The organism is Roseivivax isoporae LMG 25204 (genome assembly GCF_000521865.1).
Classification (GTDB): Bacteria; Pseudomonadota; Alphaproteobacteria; order Rhodobacterales; family Rhodobacteraceae; genus Roseivivax; species Roseivivax isoporae.
This window is the reverse complement of record NZ_JAME01000018.1, coordinates 1-17,171: the sequence shown is the minus strand read 5'-3', so window position 1 is coordinate 17,171 and position 17,171 is coordinate 1. Positions and strand designations below refer to the sequence as shown.

Annotated in this window: 21 protein-coding genes; 9 read left to right on the top strand and 12 right to left on the bottom strand. The window is 70.9% G+C overall.

Features of this window, described 5'->3' with window-relative positions; translation table 11 throughout:
* The first annotated feature begins 108 nt into the window (after positions 1–108).
* Positions 109–972: an N-formylglutamate amidohydrolase gene (locus RISW2_RS12495; protein WP_043771688.1), complete on the top strand. Its 864-nt coding sequence runs from the start codon at positions 109–111 to the stop codon at positions 970–972.
* A 3-nt stretch (positions 973–975) separates the two neighbouring features.
* On the opposite strand, the gene lpxK is transcribed toward RISW2_RS12495, so the two are convergent.
* Genes lpxK through RISW2_RS12480 form a run of 3 tightly spaced genes read right to left on the bottom strand, consistent with a single transcriptional unit; the run spans position 976 to position 3,411 of the window.
* The gene (lpxK, locus tag RISW2_RS12490; RefSeq protein ID WP_043771685.1) at positions 976–1,965 is read right to left on the bottom strand and encodes a tetraacyldisaccharide 4'-kinase; all 990 of its coding nucleotides are present in this window, start codon (positions 1,963–1,965) and stop codon (positions 976–978) included.
* Positions 1,962–3,167, bottom strand: a complete 1,206-nt coding sequence (locus RISW2_RS12485) for a 3-deoxy-D-manno-octulosonic acid transferase (RefSeq protein ID WP_043771680.1) — start codon at positions 3,165–3,167, stop codon at positions 1,962–1,964. Before RISW2_RS12485 ends, lpxK begins: the two co-directional genes overlap by 4 nt.
* A 4-nt stretch (positions 3,168–3,171) precedes the next feature.
* Entirely contained in the window at positions 3,172–3,411 is a 240-nt protein-coding gene (locus RISW2_RS12480) for a DUF4170 domain-containing protein (RefSeq protein WP_043771677.1), read from the bottom strand.
* A gap of 239 nt (positions 3,412–3,650) precedes the next feature.
* Between RISW2_RS12480 and RISW2_RS12475 the strand changes: the two genes are divergently transcribed.
* The gene (locus RISW2_RS12475; RefSeq protein WP_043771674.1) at positions 3,651–4,085 is read left to right on the top strand and encodes a BrnA antitoxin family protein; all 435 of its coding nucleotides are present in this window, start codon (positions 3,651–3,653) and stop codon (positions 4,083–4,085) included.
* An 18-nt stretch (positions 4,086–4,103) separates the two neighbouring features.
* Here RISW2_RS12475 and RISW2_RS24570 read toward each other — a convergent pair whose 3' ends face one another.
* Positions 4,104–4,310: a hypothetical protein gene (locus RISW2_RS24570; protein WP_156943845.1), complete on the bottom strand. Its 207-nt coding sequence runs from the start codon at positions 4,308–4,310 to the stop codon at positions 4,104–4,106.
* On the opposite strand from RISW2_RS24570, the gene RISW2_RS25055 reads away from it, so the two are divergent.
* Both RISW2_RS25055 and RISW2_RS24565 read left to right on the top strand, forming a co-directional pair.
* Positions 4,309–4,827, top strand: a complete 519-nt coding sequence (locus RISW2_RS25055; RefSeq protein WP_162164326.1) for a hypothetical protein — start codon at positions 4,309–4,311, stop codon at positions 4,825–4,827. The two genes, RISW2_RS24570 and RISW2_RS25055, sit on opposite strands and share 2 nt — an antisense overlap.
* Complete coding sequence (locus RISW2_RS24565; RefSeq protein ID WP_156943844.1) at positions 4,796–6,250, top strand: P-loop ATPase, Sll1717 family; 1,455 nt, start codon at positions 4,796–4,798, stop codon at positions 6,248–6,250. The genes RISW2_RS25055 and RISW2_RS24565 overlap by 32 nt, the downstream gene beginning before the upstream one ends.
* Positions 6,251–6,263: 13 nt before the next feature.
* On the opposite strand, the gene RISW2_RS12470 is transcribed toward RISW2_RS24565, so the two are convergent.
* The 5 genes from RISW2_RS12470 to rbfA all read right to left on the bottom strand — a co-directional run bounded on the left by RISW2_RS12470 (position 6,264) and on the right by rbfA (position 10,830).
* Positions 6,264–7,007 (bottom strand): inositol monophosphatase family protein, encoded by a 744-nt coding sequence (locus RISW2_RS12470; protein WP_043771672.1) that lies wholly within the window; start codon positions 7,005–7,007, stop codon positions 6,264–6,266.
* On the bottom strand, positions 6,994–8,340 hold the full coding sequence (locus RISW2_RS12465; RefSeq protein ID WP_043771669.1) for a TldD/PmbA family protein: 1,347 nt from the start codon (positions 8,338–8,340) through the stop codon (positions 6,994–6,996). Before RISW2_RS12465 ends, RISW2_RS12470 begins: the two co-directional genes overlap by 14 nt.
* Before the next feature lie 124 nt (positions 8,341–8,464).
* The gene (locus RISW2_RS12460; protein WP_043771666.1) at positions 8,465–9,553 is read right to left on the bottom strand and encodes a hypothetical protein; all 1,089 of its coding nucleotides are present in this window, start codon (positions 9,551–9,553) and stop codon (positions 8,465–8,467) included.
* Between the two features lie 124 nt (positions 9,554–9,677).
* On the bottom strand, positions 9,678–10,427 hold the full coding sequence (locus tag RISW2_RS12455) for a phosphodiester glycosidase family protein (protein WP_043771663.1): 750 nt from the start codon (positions 10,425–10,427) through the stop codon (positions 9,678–9,680).
* Positions 10,428–10,434: 7 nt separating this feature from the next.
* A complete protein-coding gene (gene rbfA, locus RISW2_RS12450) occupies positions 10,435–10,830 on the bottom strand; it encodes a 30S ribosome-binding factor RbfA (protein ID WP_043771660.1) in 396 nt (131 codons plus the stop codon).
* 86 nt (positions 10,831–10,916) lie between these two features.
* On the opposite strand from rbfA, the gene dapB reads away from it, so the two are divergent.
* Positions 10,917–11,726 carry a 4-hydroxy-tetrahydrodipicolinate reductase gene (dapB, locus tag RISW2_RS12445; protein WP_043771654.1) on the top strand — a complete coding sequence of 270 codons (810 nt, stop codon included), beginning with the start codon at positions 10,917–10,919 and terminating at the stop codon, positions 11,724–11,726.
* An 86-nt stretch (positions 11,727–11,812) separates the two neighbouring features.
* Positions 11,813–12,178, top strand: a complete 366-nt coding sequence (locus RISW2_RS12440; RefSeq protein WP_043771652.1) for a hypothetical protein — start codon at positions 11,813–11,815, stop codon at positions 12,176–12,178.
* A gap of 13 nt (positions 12,179–12,191) precedes the next feature.
* On the opposite strand, the gene RISW2_RS12435 is transcribed toward RISW2_RS12440, so the two are convergent.
* Positions 12,192–12,386: a DUF1674 domain-containing protein gene (locus RISW2_RS12435; protein ID WP_043771649.1), complete on the bottom strand. Its 195-nt coding sequence runs from the start codon at positions 12,384–12,386 to the stop codon at positions 12,192–12,194.
* A 106-nt stretch (positions 12,387–12,492) separates the two neighbouring features.
* Here RISW2_RS12435 and RISW2_RS12430 point away from each other — a divergent pair, with 106 nt between their 5' ends.
* On the top strand, positions 12,493–13,839 hold the full coding sequence (locus RISW2_RS12430; protein ID WP_084615378.1) for an RsmB/NOP family class I SAM-dependent RNA methyltransferase: 1,347 nt from the start codon (positions 12,493–12,495) through the stop codon (positions 13,837–13,839).
* Positions 13,840–13,845: 6 nt separating this feature from the next.
* Here the strand turns inward: RISW2_RS12430 and rsmD are convergent, their stop codons facing one another.
* Together rsmD and RISW2_RS12420 are read right to left on the bottom strand one after the other, a co-directional pair.
* The gene (gene rsmD / locus RISW2_RS12425) at positions 13,846–14,406 is read right to left on the bottom strand and encodes a 16S rRNA (guanine(966)-N(2))-methyltransferase RsmD (protein WP_043771645.1); all 561 of its coding nucleotides are present in this window, start codon (positions 14,404–14,406) and stop codon (positions 13,846–13,848) included.
* Between the two features lie 6 nt (positions 14,407–14,412).
* Positions 14,413–15,639 carry an NAD(P)/FAD-dependent oxidoreductase gene (locus tag RISW2_RS12420; protein WP_043771643.1) on the bottom strand — a complete coding sequence of 409 codons (1,227 nt, stop codon included), beginning with the start codon at positions 15,637–15,639 and terminating at the stop codon, positions 14,413–14,415.
* Positions 15,640–15,729: 90 nt separating this feature from the next.
* Here RISW2_RS12420 and RISW2_RS12415 point away from each other — a divergent pair, with 90 nt between their 5' ends.
* Entirely contained in the window at positions 15,730–16,218 is a 489-nt protein-coding gene (locus RISW2_RS12415) for a peroxiredoxin (RefSeq protein WP_043771641.1), read from the top strand.
* Positions 16,219–16,303: 85 nt separating this feature from the next.
* Positions 16,304–17,171, top strand: an 868-nt coding sequence (locus RISW2_RS23540; protein WP_211238698.1) for a hypothetical protein, incomplete at its 3' end; no start/stop codon positions are given.

Here is a 17,171-nt window from a genome sequence, read left to right as displayed (position 1 = left end):
CGGGAGCCCCGCGCCGGTAGGGGCGTCCTATAAAAGGAGTCGCGGGCGGGATCAAGGGGCTTTTGGCACTGCCGGAAATCGGTCTATGTTGGATGTCGAGGAGTGCGCATGCCGAAGGTCCCTTATCACCTCTTCCGTCCGGAGGCGCCGACCTCCTGCGTTGTCTTCGCCTCGCCGCACAGCGGGCGGGACTATCCCTGGTCGTTCCTGCGCCACACCGTGCTCGACGAGCATTCGATCCGCTCGTCCGAGGACGCCTATGTGGACCGGCTGTTCGACTGCGCGCCGCAATTCGGCGCGGCCTTTCTCAAGGCGGGGGCGCCGCGCGCCTTCGTCGACCTGAACCGCGCGGCGGACGAGCTCGACCCCGCGCTGATCGAGGGGGTGCGGCAGTCCGGGCACAATCCGCGCGTGGCCTCGGGACTGGGCGTCGTGCCGCGGGTCGTGGCGAACGGACGGGCGATCTACCGTGGCAAGTTGCCGCTGTCCGAGGCCGAGCGGCGCATCGAGGGCTACTGGCGGCCCTATCATGCGGCGCTGCGCGGCCTTCTCGACGCGGCGCATGCGGGGTTCGGCGAGGCGGTGCTGATCGACTGCCATTCCATGCCGCACGAGGCGGTGGACGGGGTGGCGCGCGGCGGCGCGCGGCGGCCCGAGATCGTGATCGGCGACCGGTTCGGGGCGTCGGCCTCGGCCCACGTGGTCGACCGGATCGAGCATGCCTTCGCCTCGGCGGGCTTCACGGTGTCGCGCAACACGCCTTTTGCCGGCGCCTACATCACCCAGCATTACGGGCGCCCGGCGCGACGCCAGCACGCGGTGCAGGTGGAGATCGACCGCGCGATCTACATGGACGAAAGCCGCATCCGGCCGAACGCGAACTTCCACGCGTTCCGGCGCGTCCTGCGCGGCATCATCGCCGAGATCGCCGCGATCGGACCCGCGCAGCCGCGGCAGATGGCCGCGGAGTAGGGCTCAGAGAAGCGCGTCGAGCCGGGCGTCGAGGGCCGTCCAGTCGTCGATCCGGAGCCGCACGGGCAATGTCAGCACCTTGTGCCGGAAGGCCTGCGGCACGCGGACCGCGTCCTTTTCCGTGGTGACGAGCTGCGCGTTGGCGCGGCGTGCGTCGGTCTCGAGCCGGGTCAGCAGCGCCGGCGTGAGCGGCTGGTGATCCTCGAGCGCCTCGGCCCGCACGAGGTCGACCCCGAGCCCGCGGAGAGTGGCAAAGACCTTCTCCGGCCGGCCGATCCCCGCGAAGGCGAGGGCGCGCAGCCCCTCCCACGGCATGCCGGTCGGCAGGGGCTCGAGCGCGCCCGTCAGGTGCGGCAGCCCCTCGGGCACCGGCCAGTCCGCGGCGAACCGTGCCTGCGCGGCGGCGTCCCCGATGCTGAGGAGGAGATCGGCGCGGGCGAGCCCCGTCGCCACCGGTTCGCGCAGCGGCCCGGCCGGCAGGCAGCGCCCGTTCCCGAAGCCAGCCCCCGCATCCACGACGACGATGGAGAGGTCCTTGGCGAGCGCGGGGTTCTGGAAGCCGTCGTCGAGGATCACGATGTCCGCGCCCGCCTCTGCGGCCTTCCGCGCGCCGAGCGCCCGGTCGCGTGCCACCCAGACCGGCGCGAAGGCCGCGAGCAGGAGCGGCTCGTCGCCGGTCTGCCCCGCGTCGTGCCGGTTCGGATCCACCCGCACCGGACCAGCGAGGCTGCCGCCATAGCCGCGCGAGACCACGTGCGCGGCCACGCCGCGTGCCGCGAGCCGTTCGAGCAGCGCGATCACCGTGGGCGTCTTGCCGGTGCCGCCGGCCGAGAGGTTGCCCACGCAGATCACCGGGACCGGCGCCCGGCTCCAGGGGCCGCGGGCGAGCCGCCGTGCGGTCAGTCGCGCGGTCAGCGCGCCGAGGGGCGAAAGCGCCCGCGCCCGGAGACCCGGCGCGTCGGGCGGGCGGTCCCAGAAGGCGGGCGCCTTCATGCGGGGGTCCTGCGCGGGGCGGCGTCAAGCAGCGCGGCGATGCGCTCGATGACGGCGTCGGTGGCGCCCGCGCCCTCGGACACGACATCCCAGCCCGCATGCGCCATGGCGGCGGCGCGGTCGGGGGCCACGAGCTGCGACACGGCGCCGGAAAGGCTGTCCACGTCGCGCACGATGCGCGCCGCGCCCACCTCCACGAGCCGGGTATAGGAGGCGAGGTAGCGGCCTACATTCGGGCCGTAGAGGATCGCGGTGCCGAGCGCCGCGGCCTCGAGCGGATCGGTGCCCCCGGTGCCGGCGGAGAGCGATCCGCCGAGGAAGGAAAGCGGTGCGAGGCGGTACCAGAGCCCGAGATCGGCGGGCCCGTCGCAGAGCACGACCTGCGCGTTCTCGTCGGGAAAGTCGCCGTCGGACCAGCGGCAGAGGCGCAGGTCGCTCGCCTCGGCCATGGCGCGCATCTCGGCGGCCGCGGCCTCGGTCTCGGGCACCATGGCGAGCAGCAGGCGGTGGGCGAGGCGGACGGCGCGGGCATGCGCCTCGATCACCGCGCGGGGCTCGCCCTGCTGCAGGCGCGCGGCGAGCCAGACGGGGCGGCCGGCGAGGGCGGTCAGCAGATCCTCGTGCTGGGTCTCGTCGCAGTCGAGGGGCAGCGTGGTCTCGGTCAGGGGGCCGGTGCGCTGCAGGTTGAGCGCGCCGGTCATCACGCGGGGCAGGCGGCGCTCGGCGGCGGCGTCGGGCGTGAAGATCGTGTCGAACAGCGCGAGCGTTCCCGGAACCGGGTCGGGCAGCCAGCGCGGGGCCTGCGCCGCGTGCGCGTCACCGCCGGGATCCGCGTGCAAAAGCGGGATGTTGGCGGTTTTCGCGGACCACAGGAGCGCGGGGTTGAGGGTCGTCGACGCCCAGAGGCAGAGCGCGGGGCGCCAGGCGTCGAGGAACCGCTGGGCGTCGGGCAGGTTCTCGGGCGGCAGCGGCTGGGCGCCGTCCTCCCAGGCGCCGGTGCGCAGCACGGCGATCTCGGGCACCTGCTGGGCGAGGCGCTGGGCGAGGGTCGCGAGCGCGCGCGCGATCGGCACCGAGCCCGCGTGCAGCCAGACGAGCGGCCCCCGGGGCCGCGCGGCGGGACCCGAGAAGGGCGCCGTCCCGGGCGCCCTGCGGCCTGCGAAGGCGAGATACGCGCTGAGCGAAAAGGGCCGACGGGCCAAGGGCTTAGCTGAGCTCCTCGGTGGGCGAGGCGGGGGCTTCCTCGTCGCGCAGCCGGTGCAGGTGGGCGATGAAGTAGCGCATGTGCGCGTTGTCCACGGTCTTCTGCGCCCATTCCTTCCACGCGACGTAGGCGGAGGCGTAGTCGGGGAACATGCCGACGACGTGTATGTCCTTGACATTGCGGAACTTGTTTTCGGAAGGGCTGACGAGCTCGCCTCCGAAGACGAGGTGAAGACGCTGCATGCGGGGCTCCCTGGGCTGTCCTGTCCTCCCCGCGCGGACCCTACAGGAGCGCCGGGCGCGGTCAAGCGCCCCGCGGATCCCCCGGGCCGGTTCGGGTATGGCATGCGTATGGCATCCGCAGGGCGCGGCGCAACGGGCGGACGGGCCGGTTACCGCCCGTTCACCCGGCCCGGGCGAGGCTGCCCGCCACCGCGGACCGCCCTGCCGGCGGGCCGCCCAGCTGGAGGCACGGAACCGACATGCACGAGGACCTCGAACCGCTCGACATCCGGCGGCTGAGCAAGGGGGAGCGCATCCACTACTCCTTTGCCGTCGACGCGCTCGAGATGATCGAGAAGGAGTTCTTTCTCGCCACCTGGACGCGCACCGGGCTGCCGGCCGAATGGCACGAGATCAGCCGCGACGCCGACCACCGCGACGGCCGCACGGTCAAGGTGACGATCCGGCTCGACGCGGACGTGGTGCGGTTCTTCCGCAAGATCGGGCCGGGCTACCAGCCGCGCATGAACAAGGTCCTGCGCGCCTTCATGCACCTCAAGCTCGCCAAGGTGCTGAAGGGCCCCGACGCCACCGACGCCGTCATGCGCCCCGAGAAGGTCGTCGCCGAGGCCCGCCGCCGCCACAACTGGGGGGACACGGCGGACTGGCTGTTGAAGGGGGAGGAGGAGGGATGAGGAAAGTTACCAATGGCGCTATTTCGCTATTAACAAAGCAACTTCCGTTGGCAGTTGCGCTCGAATGTGCAAGCTTGTTGGTAGAATGGAATGATCCTCAAGTGAGAGGAAAATGATGAGGCGATCAATTTGAGGCAGCTGAGTGTCTTCACTTTCTGAATTATTTGCCACACCAGAGGGGCTCGCAATTTCTGCTGCTAGTATTGGCGCAATTGCGGCGATCATGGCTCAGATCCTCGCCGGGCTTATTGGCTTGGTGCGGGATTTTGTAATGGAAACGATTCGGACACAGAGGCGCGCAAATCTCGCTGCGATATACTGTGCCGTTGAATTGGAGGTATTTTGTGACCTCTGTAGAGAAATGCAGGAAAACTCAGAATTGAGCGTGAACGAATATGATGTCATGGATGTTAAGTTCAACACCCAGATGCCGCGACTATATTTAGATTCCAGGATTGAGTGGCAGTTTCTAAATCCACATATTACAGCTTGGATGTTTAGAATAAGTAGGGAGGCGGAGGACGTTGAGCGACGGACAAACCCTAAAGGGCTTCCGCCGCCAGACTATGGAAACGTCGTTGAATATCGCCGCAAACAGTGCGCAGACCTGTACTCTCATGCGCTTGAGGTACTTGAGCTACTGCGGAGGCAATATCGGCTTATGAGGCCAGTGGCAGGGTGGCCACGTAAGGCACAGGGAGATGAGGGAAATGCCGATCTTTACGGACGAAACGATCTATGAGATATTTGGAAGTGTAGATGCAGAAAACGAGAATCCGGATAGGTTGAAGGCATACTTTTTTAGGAACAGGGCATACCATAATCTGAAGGCTGATCTCCCAATACGAATACTAGTGGGGCACAAAGGCGTTGGGAAGAGCGCGCTCCTAAAGATTTGCCACATTGAGGATGCGGAGGAAGGGTTTCTGACGCTGTGGATTCGACCGAACGACGTTTTCTCGGGAATAGACTTGGAGGCTTCCAGTTTTCTGGCTCTCGTCGAAAATTGGAAGGTTGGGCTGAGTACTCTGATCGTAAAGAAATCTTTGGAAGCGGCAGGTCTATTCGAGGAAGCGACTTCAGTGAATCCCATAACAGGCGGTGTCCGTCATTTGCTATCGTCATTGGGGAAGCACTTTAAATCTGCGGAACCCTCCCTGGACGATGAAGGCCGTAAGAAAGTTCATGATTTTCGTTTGGGTCAGAGAGTCCGAATTTACCTAGATGATCTTGACCGCGGTTGGCAGGCGCGCCCTAGTGACATTCAGAATATTTCTGCACTTCTAAACGCCGTTCGAGACATGGCTGGAGAAGATGACAAAATCCAATTTCGGATTGGCTTGCGCACTGACGTTTATCATCTTGTGAGAACTTCCGATGAATCGACGGATAAAATTGAGTCAAACATCATCTGGTTGATTTGGTCCAACCACGAAATTCTTACCGCTATGGCAAAGCGCGTGGCTACCTACTTTGGAGAGGCGGTGGATGAGAAGAAACTTATTTCCATGCGGCAAAAAGATATTGCGATCAAGATGAATAAGGTAATTACTCCAGTTTTTGAGGGTCGGGGGAAGTGGGAGCGGGAAGATACTTACCGGGTGCTAATGACATTAGTTCGGAAGAGGCCTAGAGATCTGGTAAAGCTTTTTTATTATGCGGCCAAGGAGGCGGCAATTGATGACTCACAAATTATCCAGTCGGGGCATCTGCAAAGAGTTTTTGAGAAGTACAGTAACGAACGGCTTCGCGATGTAATTAACGAGTTTAAGACTGAGCTTCCACAGATTGAGGATGTTCTTCTCGGTATGCGCCAAACCGCTAAGGAGCGTGAGGCTGGTGTTGGGCCAGTTTTTGATGATGGACAGATTTATTCAAAACTTCAGGGGGTTATAACAAGTCTTTCCCTTAACTTCACCAATGGAGAGAGAGTGACGGCGCAGAATCTCGCGAGGTTTCTCTACAAATGTGATTTCGTGACTGCCCGTTTCGAGAAAGACGGGTATATAGTGAGGAAACACTTTGAAGAGAATCAGCTTCTGATGAATACGCGAGCGCAGTTTGGGTTCAAGTGGGAGATACATCCAGCCTACCGCTGGGCTCTGGAACCACAAAGCGTAAACACGCTGCTGTCAAAGATCGAATTGTCAATGATTGAAGAATAGTGGTCTGAGCGTTTCACCTCCCAACCCCCGCCCATACCCCGTCCGCCATGGCGCGGTCGGTGACGAAGCGGAGGGGGGCTCCGGTGCCGTCGGTCACGCGGCCTCCGGCCTCGGCGACGATGAGGGCTCCGGCGGCGATGTCCCATTCCCAGGTGTCGCGGAAGGTCCACATGGCGTCGAAGGAGCCGTCGGCCACGAGGCACATGCGGTAGGCGAGCGACGGGCGGTAGGACCGGCGCACGTCGGGCACCCCCTCGGGCCAGAAGCGCGGCGCCATGTTGGGGGCGGTGGCGAGCACCCGCGCGCCCTCGAGCCGCTGGCGCCCCGAGACGCGGATGGGCGCGCCGTTCAGCGCCGCGCCCGCGCCCCTCTCGGCGGTGTAGAGCTTGCCGGTCATGGGCAGGTAGACGACGGCGGCCACGATCGCGTCCCCCTCGGCCACGGCGAGCGAATGGGCCCAGACCTCGCCCCCGTCGATGAAGCTGCGGGTGCCGTCGATCGGGTCGACGATGAAAGTGCGCGGCGCGAAGGCGCGCGTCGGGTCGAGCGCGCTTTCCTCGGAGAGCCAGCCATAGGCGGGACGGGCGGTCTGCAGCACCCCCGAGAGGGTGTCGTTGACCGCGAGGTCGGCATCGGTGACCGGCCCCTGCCCGCCGGGCTTCTCGGTCACGGTGAGGGGGCGGCCCACGTGGCGCGTCGCGGTCTCGGCCGCCGCGTGGGCGGCGCGGACGAGGAGCTCGAGGTCAGTCTCCGGCAAGGGTGAGGCCTTCGACGAGGAGCGAGGGGACGGCGCGCGAGAGCCAGGGGCGGGCGTCGTTCGCGGGCACGATCCGGCGCAGCATGTCGGGCAGGGACCCCGCGAGCGTGACGCCCGAGACCGGGTAGACGGGCACGCCGCCCTCGACCCAGAAGCCCGCGGCGCCGCGGGAATAGTCGCCGGTGTTGGGGTTGATCGTGGCGCCGATCATGGAGGTCACGAGGAGGCCGGTGCCCATCTCGGCGAGGAGCGCGTCGCGGCTGCGCGCCCCCTGGGTGAGCGCGACGTTCCAGTTGACCGGGGCGGGGCCGCCGCCCGGCTGGCGGCTGGCATTGCCGGTGGGCGCGAGGCCGAGCTTGCGCGCGGCGGCGAGGTCGAGGGTGAGCTCGGCCAGGCGGCCCTCGGCGACGATGGCGCGGGGCCTGGTGGCGAGCCCCTCGCCGTCGAAGGGGCGCGAGGCGGGCCCGCGCGGGCGGTGCGGATCCTCGGTGAGCGAGAGCGTGTCGGGCAGGACCTGGTCGCCGAGGCGGTCGCGCAGCCAGGATGCGCCGCGGGCGATGGCGGCGCCGTTCGCGGCGGAGAGGAGATGGCCGACGAGGGAGGCGGCGACGCGCTCGTCGAAGAGGACGGGATAGGCGCCGGTCCTGGGGCGGCGGGGGGACAGGCGCTCGACCGCGCGCTCGGCGGCGCGGCGGCCGATCTCCTCGGGGGCGGAGAGGTCGGCGCCGTGGGTGCGGCTGTCGAAGTCGCTGTCGCGCTCCATGCCGGTGCCCTCGCCCGCGATGGCGACGCAGTGCAGGCCGTGGGAGGTGCGGGCATAGCCGCCCGAGAAGCCGTTGGTGGCGGCGAGGTGCATCCGCGCGGAGGACCAGCCGGCGGCGGCGCTGTCGATCTGGCTGACGCCGGAGACGGCCCGGGCGGCGGCCTCGGCGCGGCGGGCGGCGTCCTCGAGCGCGGCGGGGTCCGGGGCGGGGTCCGGGTCGACGAGGTCGAGCGCGGCGATGTCCCAGCCCTGCGCGAGTTGCACCGCGTCGGCGAGCCCGGCATGCGGATCCTCGGGGGCGACGCGGGCCATGGCGACGGCGCGTTCGGCCATGGTCGCCATGCTCTCGGGCCGCAGGTCGGAGCCCGAGACGGTGGCGACGCGGCGCCCGACGAGCACGCGCAGGCCGATCTCGACCGATTCCGAGCGTTCCGCCTGTTCGAGCGCGCCGCCCCGCACGTCGACGGAAAGCGCGGTCGCCGCGCGGGCGAGCGCGTCGGCCTCGTCGGCGCCAGCCGCGCGGGCGGCGTCGAGGAGCTGCGAGGTCAGGGCGTCGAGATCGTGGGACATGGGCACTTCCGCGCTGTCTGGGCTCCGTCAGGAGGTAGAAGGCGGAGGCGGAAGGTGCAAGTGGCGCGGGGTCCTGCCCGGGGCCGGAAGGGCGGAGCGCCGCGATGGCGCCCCGCCGCCGGGGTCAGTCGCCGCAGGCGTAGCCGAAGGTCACGTGGCCGCGGTCGATGTCGTCGACGGAGACGGTGCAGCCCTCGGTTCCGGCGGGCACGCTTTCGCCCACGCGCACCTGCTGGGGCGAGATGCCGTTCACCGCGACGCGGGCGGTCAGGCCGTCGGCGCTGACACCCGAGACGAAGACGCGCGCGGCGCCATCGCCCAGCATCGCGGTCTCGCCCATGCCGACGCCCTCGGGTTCGGGGATGTCGGCGCCGCACATGGCCGAGATCTGCGCGCCCGACTCGTTCACGCCGTCGAGGCGGACGAGGCAGGGCTCGCCGTCGCCCGCGACGATGCGCTTGGCGTTGGCGGGCAGCACCGCGGGCGCGCCGTTCATGATGAGACGCGCGGTGCCGGTTTCGGTGTCGATGCGCGAGACGAAGACGCGCACCGCGCCGTCGGCGAAGATCGCGGTCATGCCGGGCGAAAGCTCGTCGCCGGTTTCGGGCGCGGGTTCGGGGCTGGGCTCGGCGGCGGCCTCCTCCGTGGCCCCGTCCTCGCCGGAGGCCGCGTCGTCCGAGCTCGCGGCGTCAGAGCCGGACCCCTCCGGGGCCGGCGCGGAGGCATCGCCACCCCCGCCGGACGCGGCGTCGCCGCCCGCACCGCCGCCCGGGCCCATGGCCGAGAGCGCGGTGGAGAGCGAGCCGAGCCCCTCGCCGAGGCCCGAGAGGCTCTCCTGCAGGCCCGCCTGTGCGTCGGCGGCGGCCGAGAGCCCCTCCTGCAGGGCGCCGCGCAGGGTGGCGAGCTCCTCCTCCATGCTGCTGCGCAGGCCCGAGACCTCCTCCTGCAGGGGCGCGAGACCCTCCGCGGGGTCGGGCGCCTCGGAGAGCTGCGTCTCGATGCCCGAGAGGCGTTCGGAGAGACCCGCCAGCGTTTCCTCGAGACCGCCCACGCGGCCCGAGAGCGCCGCGCTTTCCTCGGACGCCGGCGCGACCGCCTCGGCCATGGCGCCGCGGATCTCGGTCAGGTCCGGCGTGCCGCCGCCCGCCACGATGCCGATGACGACGCCGATGACCGCGCCGCCCACGCCCGCGAAAATGAGTTTCTCGTCCAAAGCGATGTCCTCCCCTGAAAAACTGGATGCCGCGAAAAACCGGAGGGGCCGGGCGCGGCGGTCACAGGATAGCCACGGGCTGCGCGGCATGGGAAGGGATTCGGGCCCGCGGAGGGTGCGGTGTTCAGTCCCTGGGCGCCACGACGCCCACGATCGGACCAAGCGTGCGGCCGAAATCCGACCGCCCCTGGGCAGGTGCGTGCAGGCGCGAGATGTTGCCGTCGAGGAACAGCGCCTGGTCGGTTCCGAGCACGTCGCGGAAGAGCGTGCCGAACTCGTGGAAGGTGACCGGGCTTTCGGAGATGGCGAAGATCGCGGTCGTGCCGTCGCCGGTGGTGCCGACGCCGTTGCGGATGTAGCGCGACGTGCTGTCGGTCAGGAACCGCGGATGCAGGTCGCCGTCGATCACCAGCATCGGGCCCGACTGGGTGGCGTAGCGGCAGGCGGGCGCCTCGTCGATGAAGCGCCGCGTCTCTATCACGCGCGCGTTGCCCTCGCCGAAGCAGAAGACGCCGTTCGGCACGAGGCCGAAATTGCCGGGGCCGGGATTCGGCACGATCGAGGCGGCCTTTTCGCCGTCCTCGACATAGAGGCCGACGGGCCGGCGGTCGGAATGGTACATGCCCGCGTTCATGGCGAAGGCGAGCCGCTTGCCGTCCTCGGCCAGGGCAGCGTCGAGCGTGGTGAACTGGCCCCAGGGCGCGCCGTCCGGGCGGTAGAGGAAGAGCCGCAGGTCGTCGGTGGCGAGGTCCACGCGGCAGACCGTGTAGGTCGTGCCGGCGTGGTCGGCGGTGCCGCATTCGAGCGCGTCCGCCGCGGAAGGTCCGAGGAGCGCCGCGAGCGTCGCGGCGGCGAGGGCGGAGAGGCGGCGCATGGGGGCCTCAGTCGTCGAGGTCGCGGCGCACGTTTTCCGACGAGAAGAGGCGGCGCGCCTCGTCCAGCCGGTCGAACGTCTCGTCCACGCGGAAGCGCAGGTCGGGCGCGAACTTGAGCGTCAGCTCCTTGGACACCATGCGGCGCAGCTCGGCCTTGTTGCGGGCGAGGAGCTTAACCACCTCGTCCTGCCCCTTGCCGCCGAGCGGCACGACATAGGCCGTGGCCACCTTGAGGTCGGGCGACACGCGCACCTCGCCCACGGTGATCGAGACGCCCGCGAGGTCGGGGTCGTGCAGATCGCCGCGCATCAGCACGTCCGACAGCGTGCGGCGGATCAGTTCGCCGACGCGGAGCTGGCGCTGGGTCGGGCCGTCGCCCTGGTTGAATCGGTTCCTGCCCATCCCTCCCACTTAGGCGAGGCGCGGTGCTTTGCCAAGCGACGGGTCGCGCTGTAAGGGAAGCCTGCGCGAAAGAGGGAGTGCGGGTCATGGAAGCGGAACCGGGTGTCGTGGTCACGGGAGTGTCCGGCCGCATGGGCCGGATGCTGGTGCAGGAGATCGCCGCGTCGGACCGGCTGCGGCTTGCCGGCGCGCTGGAGCGGCCGGGCCACGACTGGATCGGGCAGGATCTGGGCCTGATGCTGGGCGGGACGGAGAATGGCGTGATCGTCGGGTCGGATCTCGGCGCGGCGCTCGAGGGCGCGGCGGCGGTGGTGGACTTCACCGCGCCGGCGGCGACCATCGCCTTTGCCCGCGCCGCGGGTGCCGCGGGCGCGGTGCACGTGATCGGCACGACCGGATTTTCCGACGCGGAGCTCGACGAGCTCGGGAGCGCCGGCACGGGGTCGGTGCAGATCCGGGCGGGCAACATGAGCCTCGGGGTGAACCTGCTGGTGCAGATCACGCGGCAGGTGGCCGCGGCGCTCGGCCCCGACTGGGACGTGGAGGTGGTCGAGGCACATCACGGCCGCAAGGTCGACGCACCGTCGGGCACCGCGCTCATGCTGGGCGAGGCCGCGGCGGAGGGGCACGGGGTGCGCCTGTCGGACGTGGCCGAGCGCGGGCGCGACGGCATCACCGGCGCGCGCAAGCCGGGTGCCATCGGGTTCTCGGCGATCCGCGGCGGCGACATCGTGGGCGAGCACGACGTGCTGTTCGCCGGGCCGGGCGAGCGGGTGGTGCTGCGCCACATGGCAACCGACCGGGGCATCTTTGCTCGCGGCGCGCTGCGCGCGGTGCTCTGGGGCATCGGGAAGGCGCCCGGGCGCTACGACATGACCGACGTGCTGGGCCTCTGAGCCCGTCACGCTTGCGTGAGCGGTGAACCGGAACCGGGTGCCGCTCCGTATCTCCTCACATGCAACGGCATGAGGAGACCGGACCTGTGAACGGGACGTTTCTTGCTGCGGCCGCCCTCGCGGCGCCGCTGTCGCTGGCCGCGGGCATCGCCGCGGCCGATTTCGCGCCGGTGACGGACCGGGGCGATTTCGTGGACCTCGTGGTGGGAAAGACGCTGACGCGCCCGCTGGTGAGTCTGTCCGTCACCGAGGACGGCGCGATCAGCGGGACCGGCGCGGGCTGGGACGTGACCGGCCAGTGGACATGGCAGGACGGCTATTTCTGCCGGGACCTGAACTGGGGCGGCGACGATCTCGGCTACAATTGCCAGCTGGTGACGGCGGACGGCGACCGGGTTCGGTTCACCTCGGACCGCGGCTCGGGCCAGTCGGCGGGGTTCCGGCTGGACTGACCGGCCGGGCGCCTCAGAAGTCGATGGCGAGGCCCTTGCGTTCCCAGTCGCCGTAGCGGACGGGTTCGGGGCCCTTGCGGCCGCCGAGTTCCACGGGGCGCGGATGCGCGGCCTCGGCCGCCTCCGCGGCGCGGCGGCGTTCCTCGGCCTCGGCCAGCGCGCGCTGGGCGGCGGGGGGCAGGTCGCGGGGGCGTTCTGCGTCGGTCATGGTCGCTTTCCTTCGCTCGACCCCCCTGATATACGCGCGGCGCCCCGCGGGACAAGACGGCGCCGCCCGCCGGGTCCCCGCGCGACCCTCCGGAGTGACCCCGCCCATGCGCCGCCCCCGCCCGTCCGACAAGAGCCCCCGCGCCGCCACGCGCCGCGATCCGCGCGCCGCGCCCGCGCCGCAGGCCCGGGGCGACGGGCCGTCTCCGGCGCGCCGCGCGGCGATCGACCTCCTGGGGCAGGTGCTGGGCGAGGGACGGCTCCTGTCCGAGGCGCTGGCGGGACCGCGTGTCGCGGCGCTTGCGCCCGAGGACCGCGCGGCGGCGCAGCGGCTGGCCACCTCGGTCCTGCGCGAGCTGCCGCGCGCGGACGCGGTGCTGGCCCCGTTCCTGCGCAAGGCGCCGCCGCTCCGGGTGCGCAACGCCCTGCGGCTCGCCACGCTGGAGATCGCCCGCGGCGGCGCGGCGCACGGCGTGGTCAACGACGCGGTGGCAATCGTGGCCGCCTCCAAGAAGACCGAAGGATTCCGCGGCCTCGCCAATGCCGTGCTGCGGCAGGTGGCGGAGGCGGCGCCCGACCTCGACGCCCTGCCGGTGCCGAAGCTGCCGGGCTGGCTGCGCGCGCCGCTGGTGGCCGCCTGGGGCCGGGCGGACGTGGCGGCCATGGAGCGCGCGCACCTGGCCGGCGCGCCGCTCGACCTGAGCGTGAAGGACGACGCCGCGGGCTGGGCCGCGCGGCTCGGCGGCACGGTGCTGCCCGGAGGCAGCGTGCGGCTTGCCACGCAGGGCCAGGTGTCGGCGCTCGAAGGCTACGACGAGGGCGCCTGGTGGGTGCAGGACGCCGCCGCCGCGTGGCCGGTGCGCATGCTGGGCGACGTCGGGGGGCTCGATGTGCTCGACCTCTGCGCGGCGCCCGGGGGCAAGACCCTGCAGCTCGCCGCGGGCGGCGCGCGGGTGACCGCGCTCGACGCGTCGGCCGGGCGCATGGCGCGGCTCGAGGAGAACCTCGCGCGGACGGGCCTCGCCGCCGAGATCGTGGTGGCCGACGCGCTGACCTACGAGGGCGGGCCGTTCGATGCGGTGCTGCTCGATGCGCCCTGTTCGGCCACGGGCACCATCCGGCGGCATCCGGACCTGCCGCATGCACGGCAGGGCGAGGGCATTTCCGAACTGATCGCGCTGCAGGCGCAGATGATCGACGCGGCGCTCGCGCGCGTGGCGCCGGGCGGGCGGCTCGTCTTCTGCACCTGTTCGCTGATCCCCGACGAGGGCGAGGTGCAGGTGGAGGAGGCGCTGGCGCGCCATCCCGGCCTCGTGGTCGAGGACGTGCTGCCCGAGGGCGCGGACCCCGCGTGGCGGAACGCGACCGGGGGGCTCAGGCTCCGGCCCGACCGCTGGGCCGCGGCCGGCGGCATGGACGGATTCTACATGGCCTGCCTGCGTGTGCCGGGCTGAGGCGGGTCAGGCGGGCGCCAGCAGCGTGACATGGGTGTCGCCGTAGCGGCGCTGCTCGAGGAGCGCGAAGCCCTCGGGCGGGGTTTGCGGCGCGTTCTCCTCCCACACGACGAGGGCGTCCGCGGCGATCCAGCCGCCCGCGCGGGCCGTCTCGAGCGCGCGGCCGCCGAGCCCCGCGCCGTAGGGCGGATCGAGGAAGACGAGGTCGGCCGGGCGCCCGGTGGCGGGCGGCAGGCGCGTCGCGTCGCGCGGCAGGATCGCGGTCTCCGCGTCCGCGCCGAGGAGCGTCACGTTGGCGCGCAGCAGCGTCAGCGCGCGCCGGCCGCTTTCCACGAAGGTCACGTGGTCCGCGCCGCGCGACAGCGCCTCGAGCCCGAGCGCGCCGGTCCCGGCGAAGAGGTCGAGCACCTGCGCACCCGCGATCGGGTCGCCGAAGCGGCCGCCCGAGAGCACCGAGAAGAGACTTTCGCGCACGCGGTCGGTGGTGGGGCGCAGATGCGCCGCCGGGTCGCCCTTGCCGAGGGGCGTCAGGGGGCGGCCGCGATGGCGTCCGGCGACGATCCGCATGTCCGCTCAGCCCTTCAGGAGCGCCTTGAGATCGGTGGCCGGGTCGGCCACCGCGCCGGGATCGGGCGTCGCGCCCGCCTCGATCAGCCGCTTGCCCACCATGTAGGCACGGGGATCGTTCATGGCGTCGATGGCGATGAGCCTGCCGTCGCGGAAATACCAGAACGACACCGCGCCCGCGTCCTCGCCCCGGCCGTCGCCACGGGTCACCACGCGGTCGTGGCCCGCCGAGAGGCCCGCGATCTGCAGCTTGCAGGCATACTGGTCGGACCAGAACCACGGCTTCGGCAGGTAGGGCGCGGGGGTGCCCAGCATGTTGTCGGCGACCCGTTCGGCCATGTCGATGGCGTTGCCCACGCTTTCGAGCCGGAGCCGTCCGTCCGCGTGCGGGAAGGACGCGCAGTCGCCCGCCGCCCAGATCGCCGGGTCGGAGGTGCGGCCCGACGCATCGGTGGCGATGCCGTTGTCGATCTCGAGCCCCGCCTGTTCTGCCAGTGCCGTGTCGGGCGCGATGCCCACGCCCACGACGACGAAGTCGACGGGCAGGTCGGTCCCGTCGGCGAGGCGCGCCGTGTGCACCCGGCCCGCGCCGTCGCCCTCGAGCCGGTCGAGGCCCGTGCCCTCGCGGATGTCGACGCCGTGGGCGCGGTGGAGCGCGCGGAAATAGTCGGCCGTCTGGGGTGCCGCGACCCGGCCGAGGATGCGCGGCGCGGCCTCGACCAGCGTGACCGCGAGGCCGCGCTTGGCCGCGACCGCCGCCGCCTCGAGCCCGATATAGCCGCCGCCCACCACGAGCACGCGGGCGCCCGGGCCGAAGCGGTGCGCCATGGCGTCGACGTCGGCGAGGCTGCGCACGGTCACCACGCCGTCGAGATGCCCGCCCATGGCCGCGGGCAGGCGGCGCGGCACCGACCCGGTCGTGAGCGCGAGCGCGTCGTAGCGCAGCGCCTCGCCGCCCACGGTGACCGTGCGCGCCGCGCGGTCGATGGCGGTGGCGGGCGCGCCGGTCCGGAGCGCGATGTCCTGCTCGGCATAGAAGCTCTCGGGGCGCAGGTAGAGCCGCTCGGCGGTCATCTCGCCGAGGAGGTAGGCCTTGGACAGCGGCGGGCGCTGGTAGGGCGGGACGGGCTCGGCGCCGACGAGCGTGAGCCGGCCGGCATAGCCCCTTGCCCGCAGTCGCGCCACCAGCGATGCCCCGGCCTGGCCTGCGCCGATCACCACCACATCGTCCATCGCCGTCTCCGCCACATGTCGATTGCTTTCCGCCGGGAGACCCTACATGTCTGGGCGCGGAAATGGCAATTCATCGAAAGGAACGGCGACATGGCGATTTCGGAAGGCGACAAGCTGCCCGGGGCGACGTTTCTCAGGATCGGCGAGGACGGCCCCGAGACGGTGGACCTCGACGCGCTGGTGAGCGGGCGCCGGGTCGTGATCTTCGGCCTGCCGGGCGCCTATACCGGCACCTGCACCACGGCGCACGTGCCGAGTTTCATCCGCACCAAGGACGCCTTCGACGAGAAGGGCGTGGACGACATCGTCTGCGTGTCGGTGAACGACCCCTTCGTGATGCAGGCCTGGGGCAAGGAGACCGGCGCGCTGGAGGCGGGCATCGTCATGCTGGCCGATGCCGAGTCCGCGTTCACGCAGGCGATCGGCATGGCATTCTCGGCGCCGCCGGTGGGCTTCGTCAACCGCTCGCGCCGCTACGCGATGCTGGTCGAGGACGGCGTCGTGAAGACGCTGCACGTCGAGGAAGGCCCGGGCGTCTGCGAGGTGTCGGGCGGCGAGGCGATGCTCGCGACGCTCTGAGGCCCGGACCGGGAAAAGCCCCCTCCGGCCGGGCGCCGCCCTCTGCTATGCTCGCGCGCGATGCGCGGGACAGGACGGGGGTCGGATGTTCAGCCCGGTGGAGGAGATCGGCGTCACCTGCGACGGCGTCCGGCGGCGGGTGGTGCTGGCGCTGGGCGACCTTGCCCGGATCGACCCGGGCGAGGCGGTCGACCTTCTCGTGATCTCGGCGCTGCCGGGGGATTACATGCCCACGGACGGCTCGCTGGTGGGCCAGCTGGTTCGGCAGGGCGTGTCGGTCGCGGCGCTCGCGCGGGACAAGGCGCGGGACCTGACGGCCACGACGGGCGCGTGGCTGTCGCAGCCGGTCGCGGGCGCAGGGTTCGGGCGGCTCGTCTGTTTCGAGCCCGCGCGGATCGGGCCGCCGCCGCAGGTGGTGGGGCAACTCTTCCGCGCGCTCTTTCCCTTTCTCGAGGACATGCGCGACCAGGTGGTCGCGATGCCGGTGCCGGCCACGGGCGATGCCGGATGGCCGCCCGAGGCGGTGATGCCGCCGCTTCTCGAGGCGGCGGTGGAATGGCTGAGGCTGGGCCTGCCGGTCGCGACGCTGTGGATCGTGGTGCGCGACGGGGCGCAGCTCGCACGGGTGCGCGGCGCCTTCGCGGCCGAGCGCGCGCGGCAGGCGGCGGAGGCATTCCCGGGCGTGGCCGCGCCGTCCCCGGCGCCGATGCCGGAGGCGCCGCGCACCGCGGCCCGTCGCGCGCGGCCCGTGGCGGGGGCGCTCGGCGCGGGGCTCGCCGTCGCGGCGCTGGCGGTGGCGATCGTCCCGGGGGTCTTCACGTCGCCGCCGCTGCCCGACGCGGGGCAGGTCGTGCCGCCGGTGGCGCTGCCCGAGATCGCGCGGTTCGACGGATCGTGGCTCTGGGCGGCGGTGCTGCCGGCGCTCGCCGTCTTGGCGGTCATCGCGTGGCTGC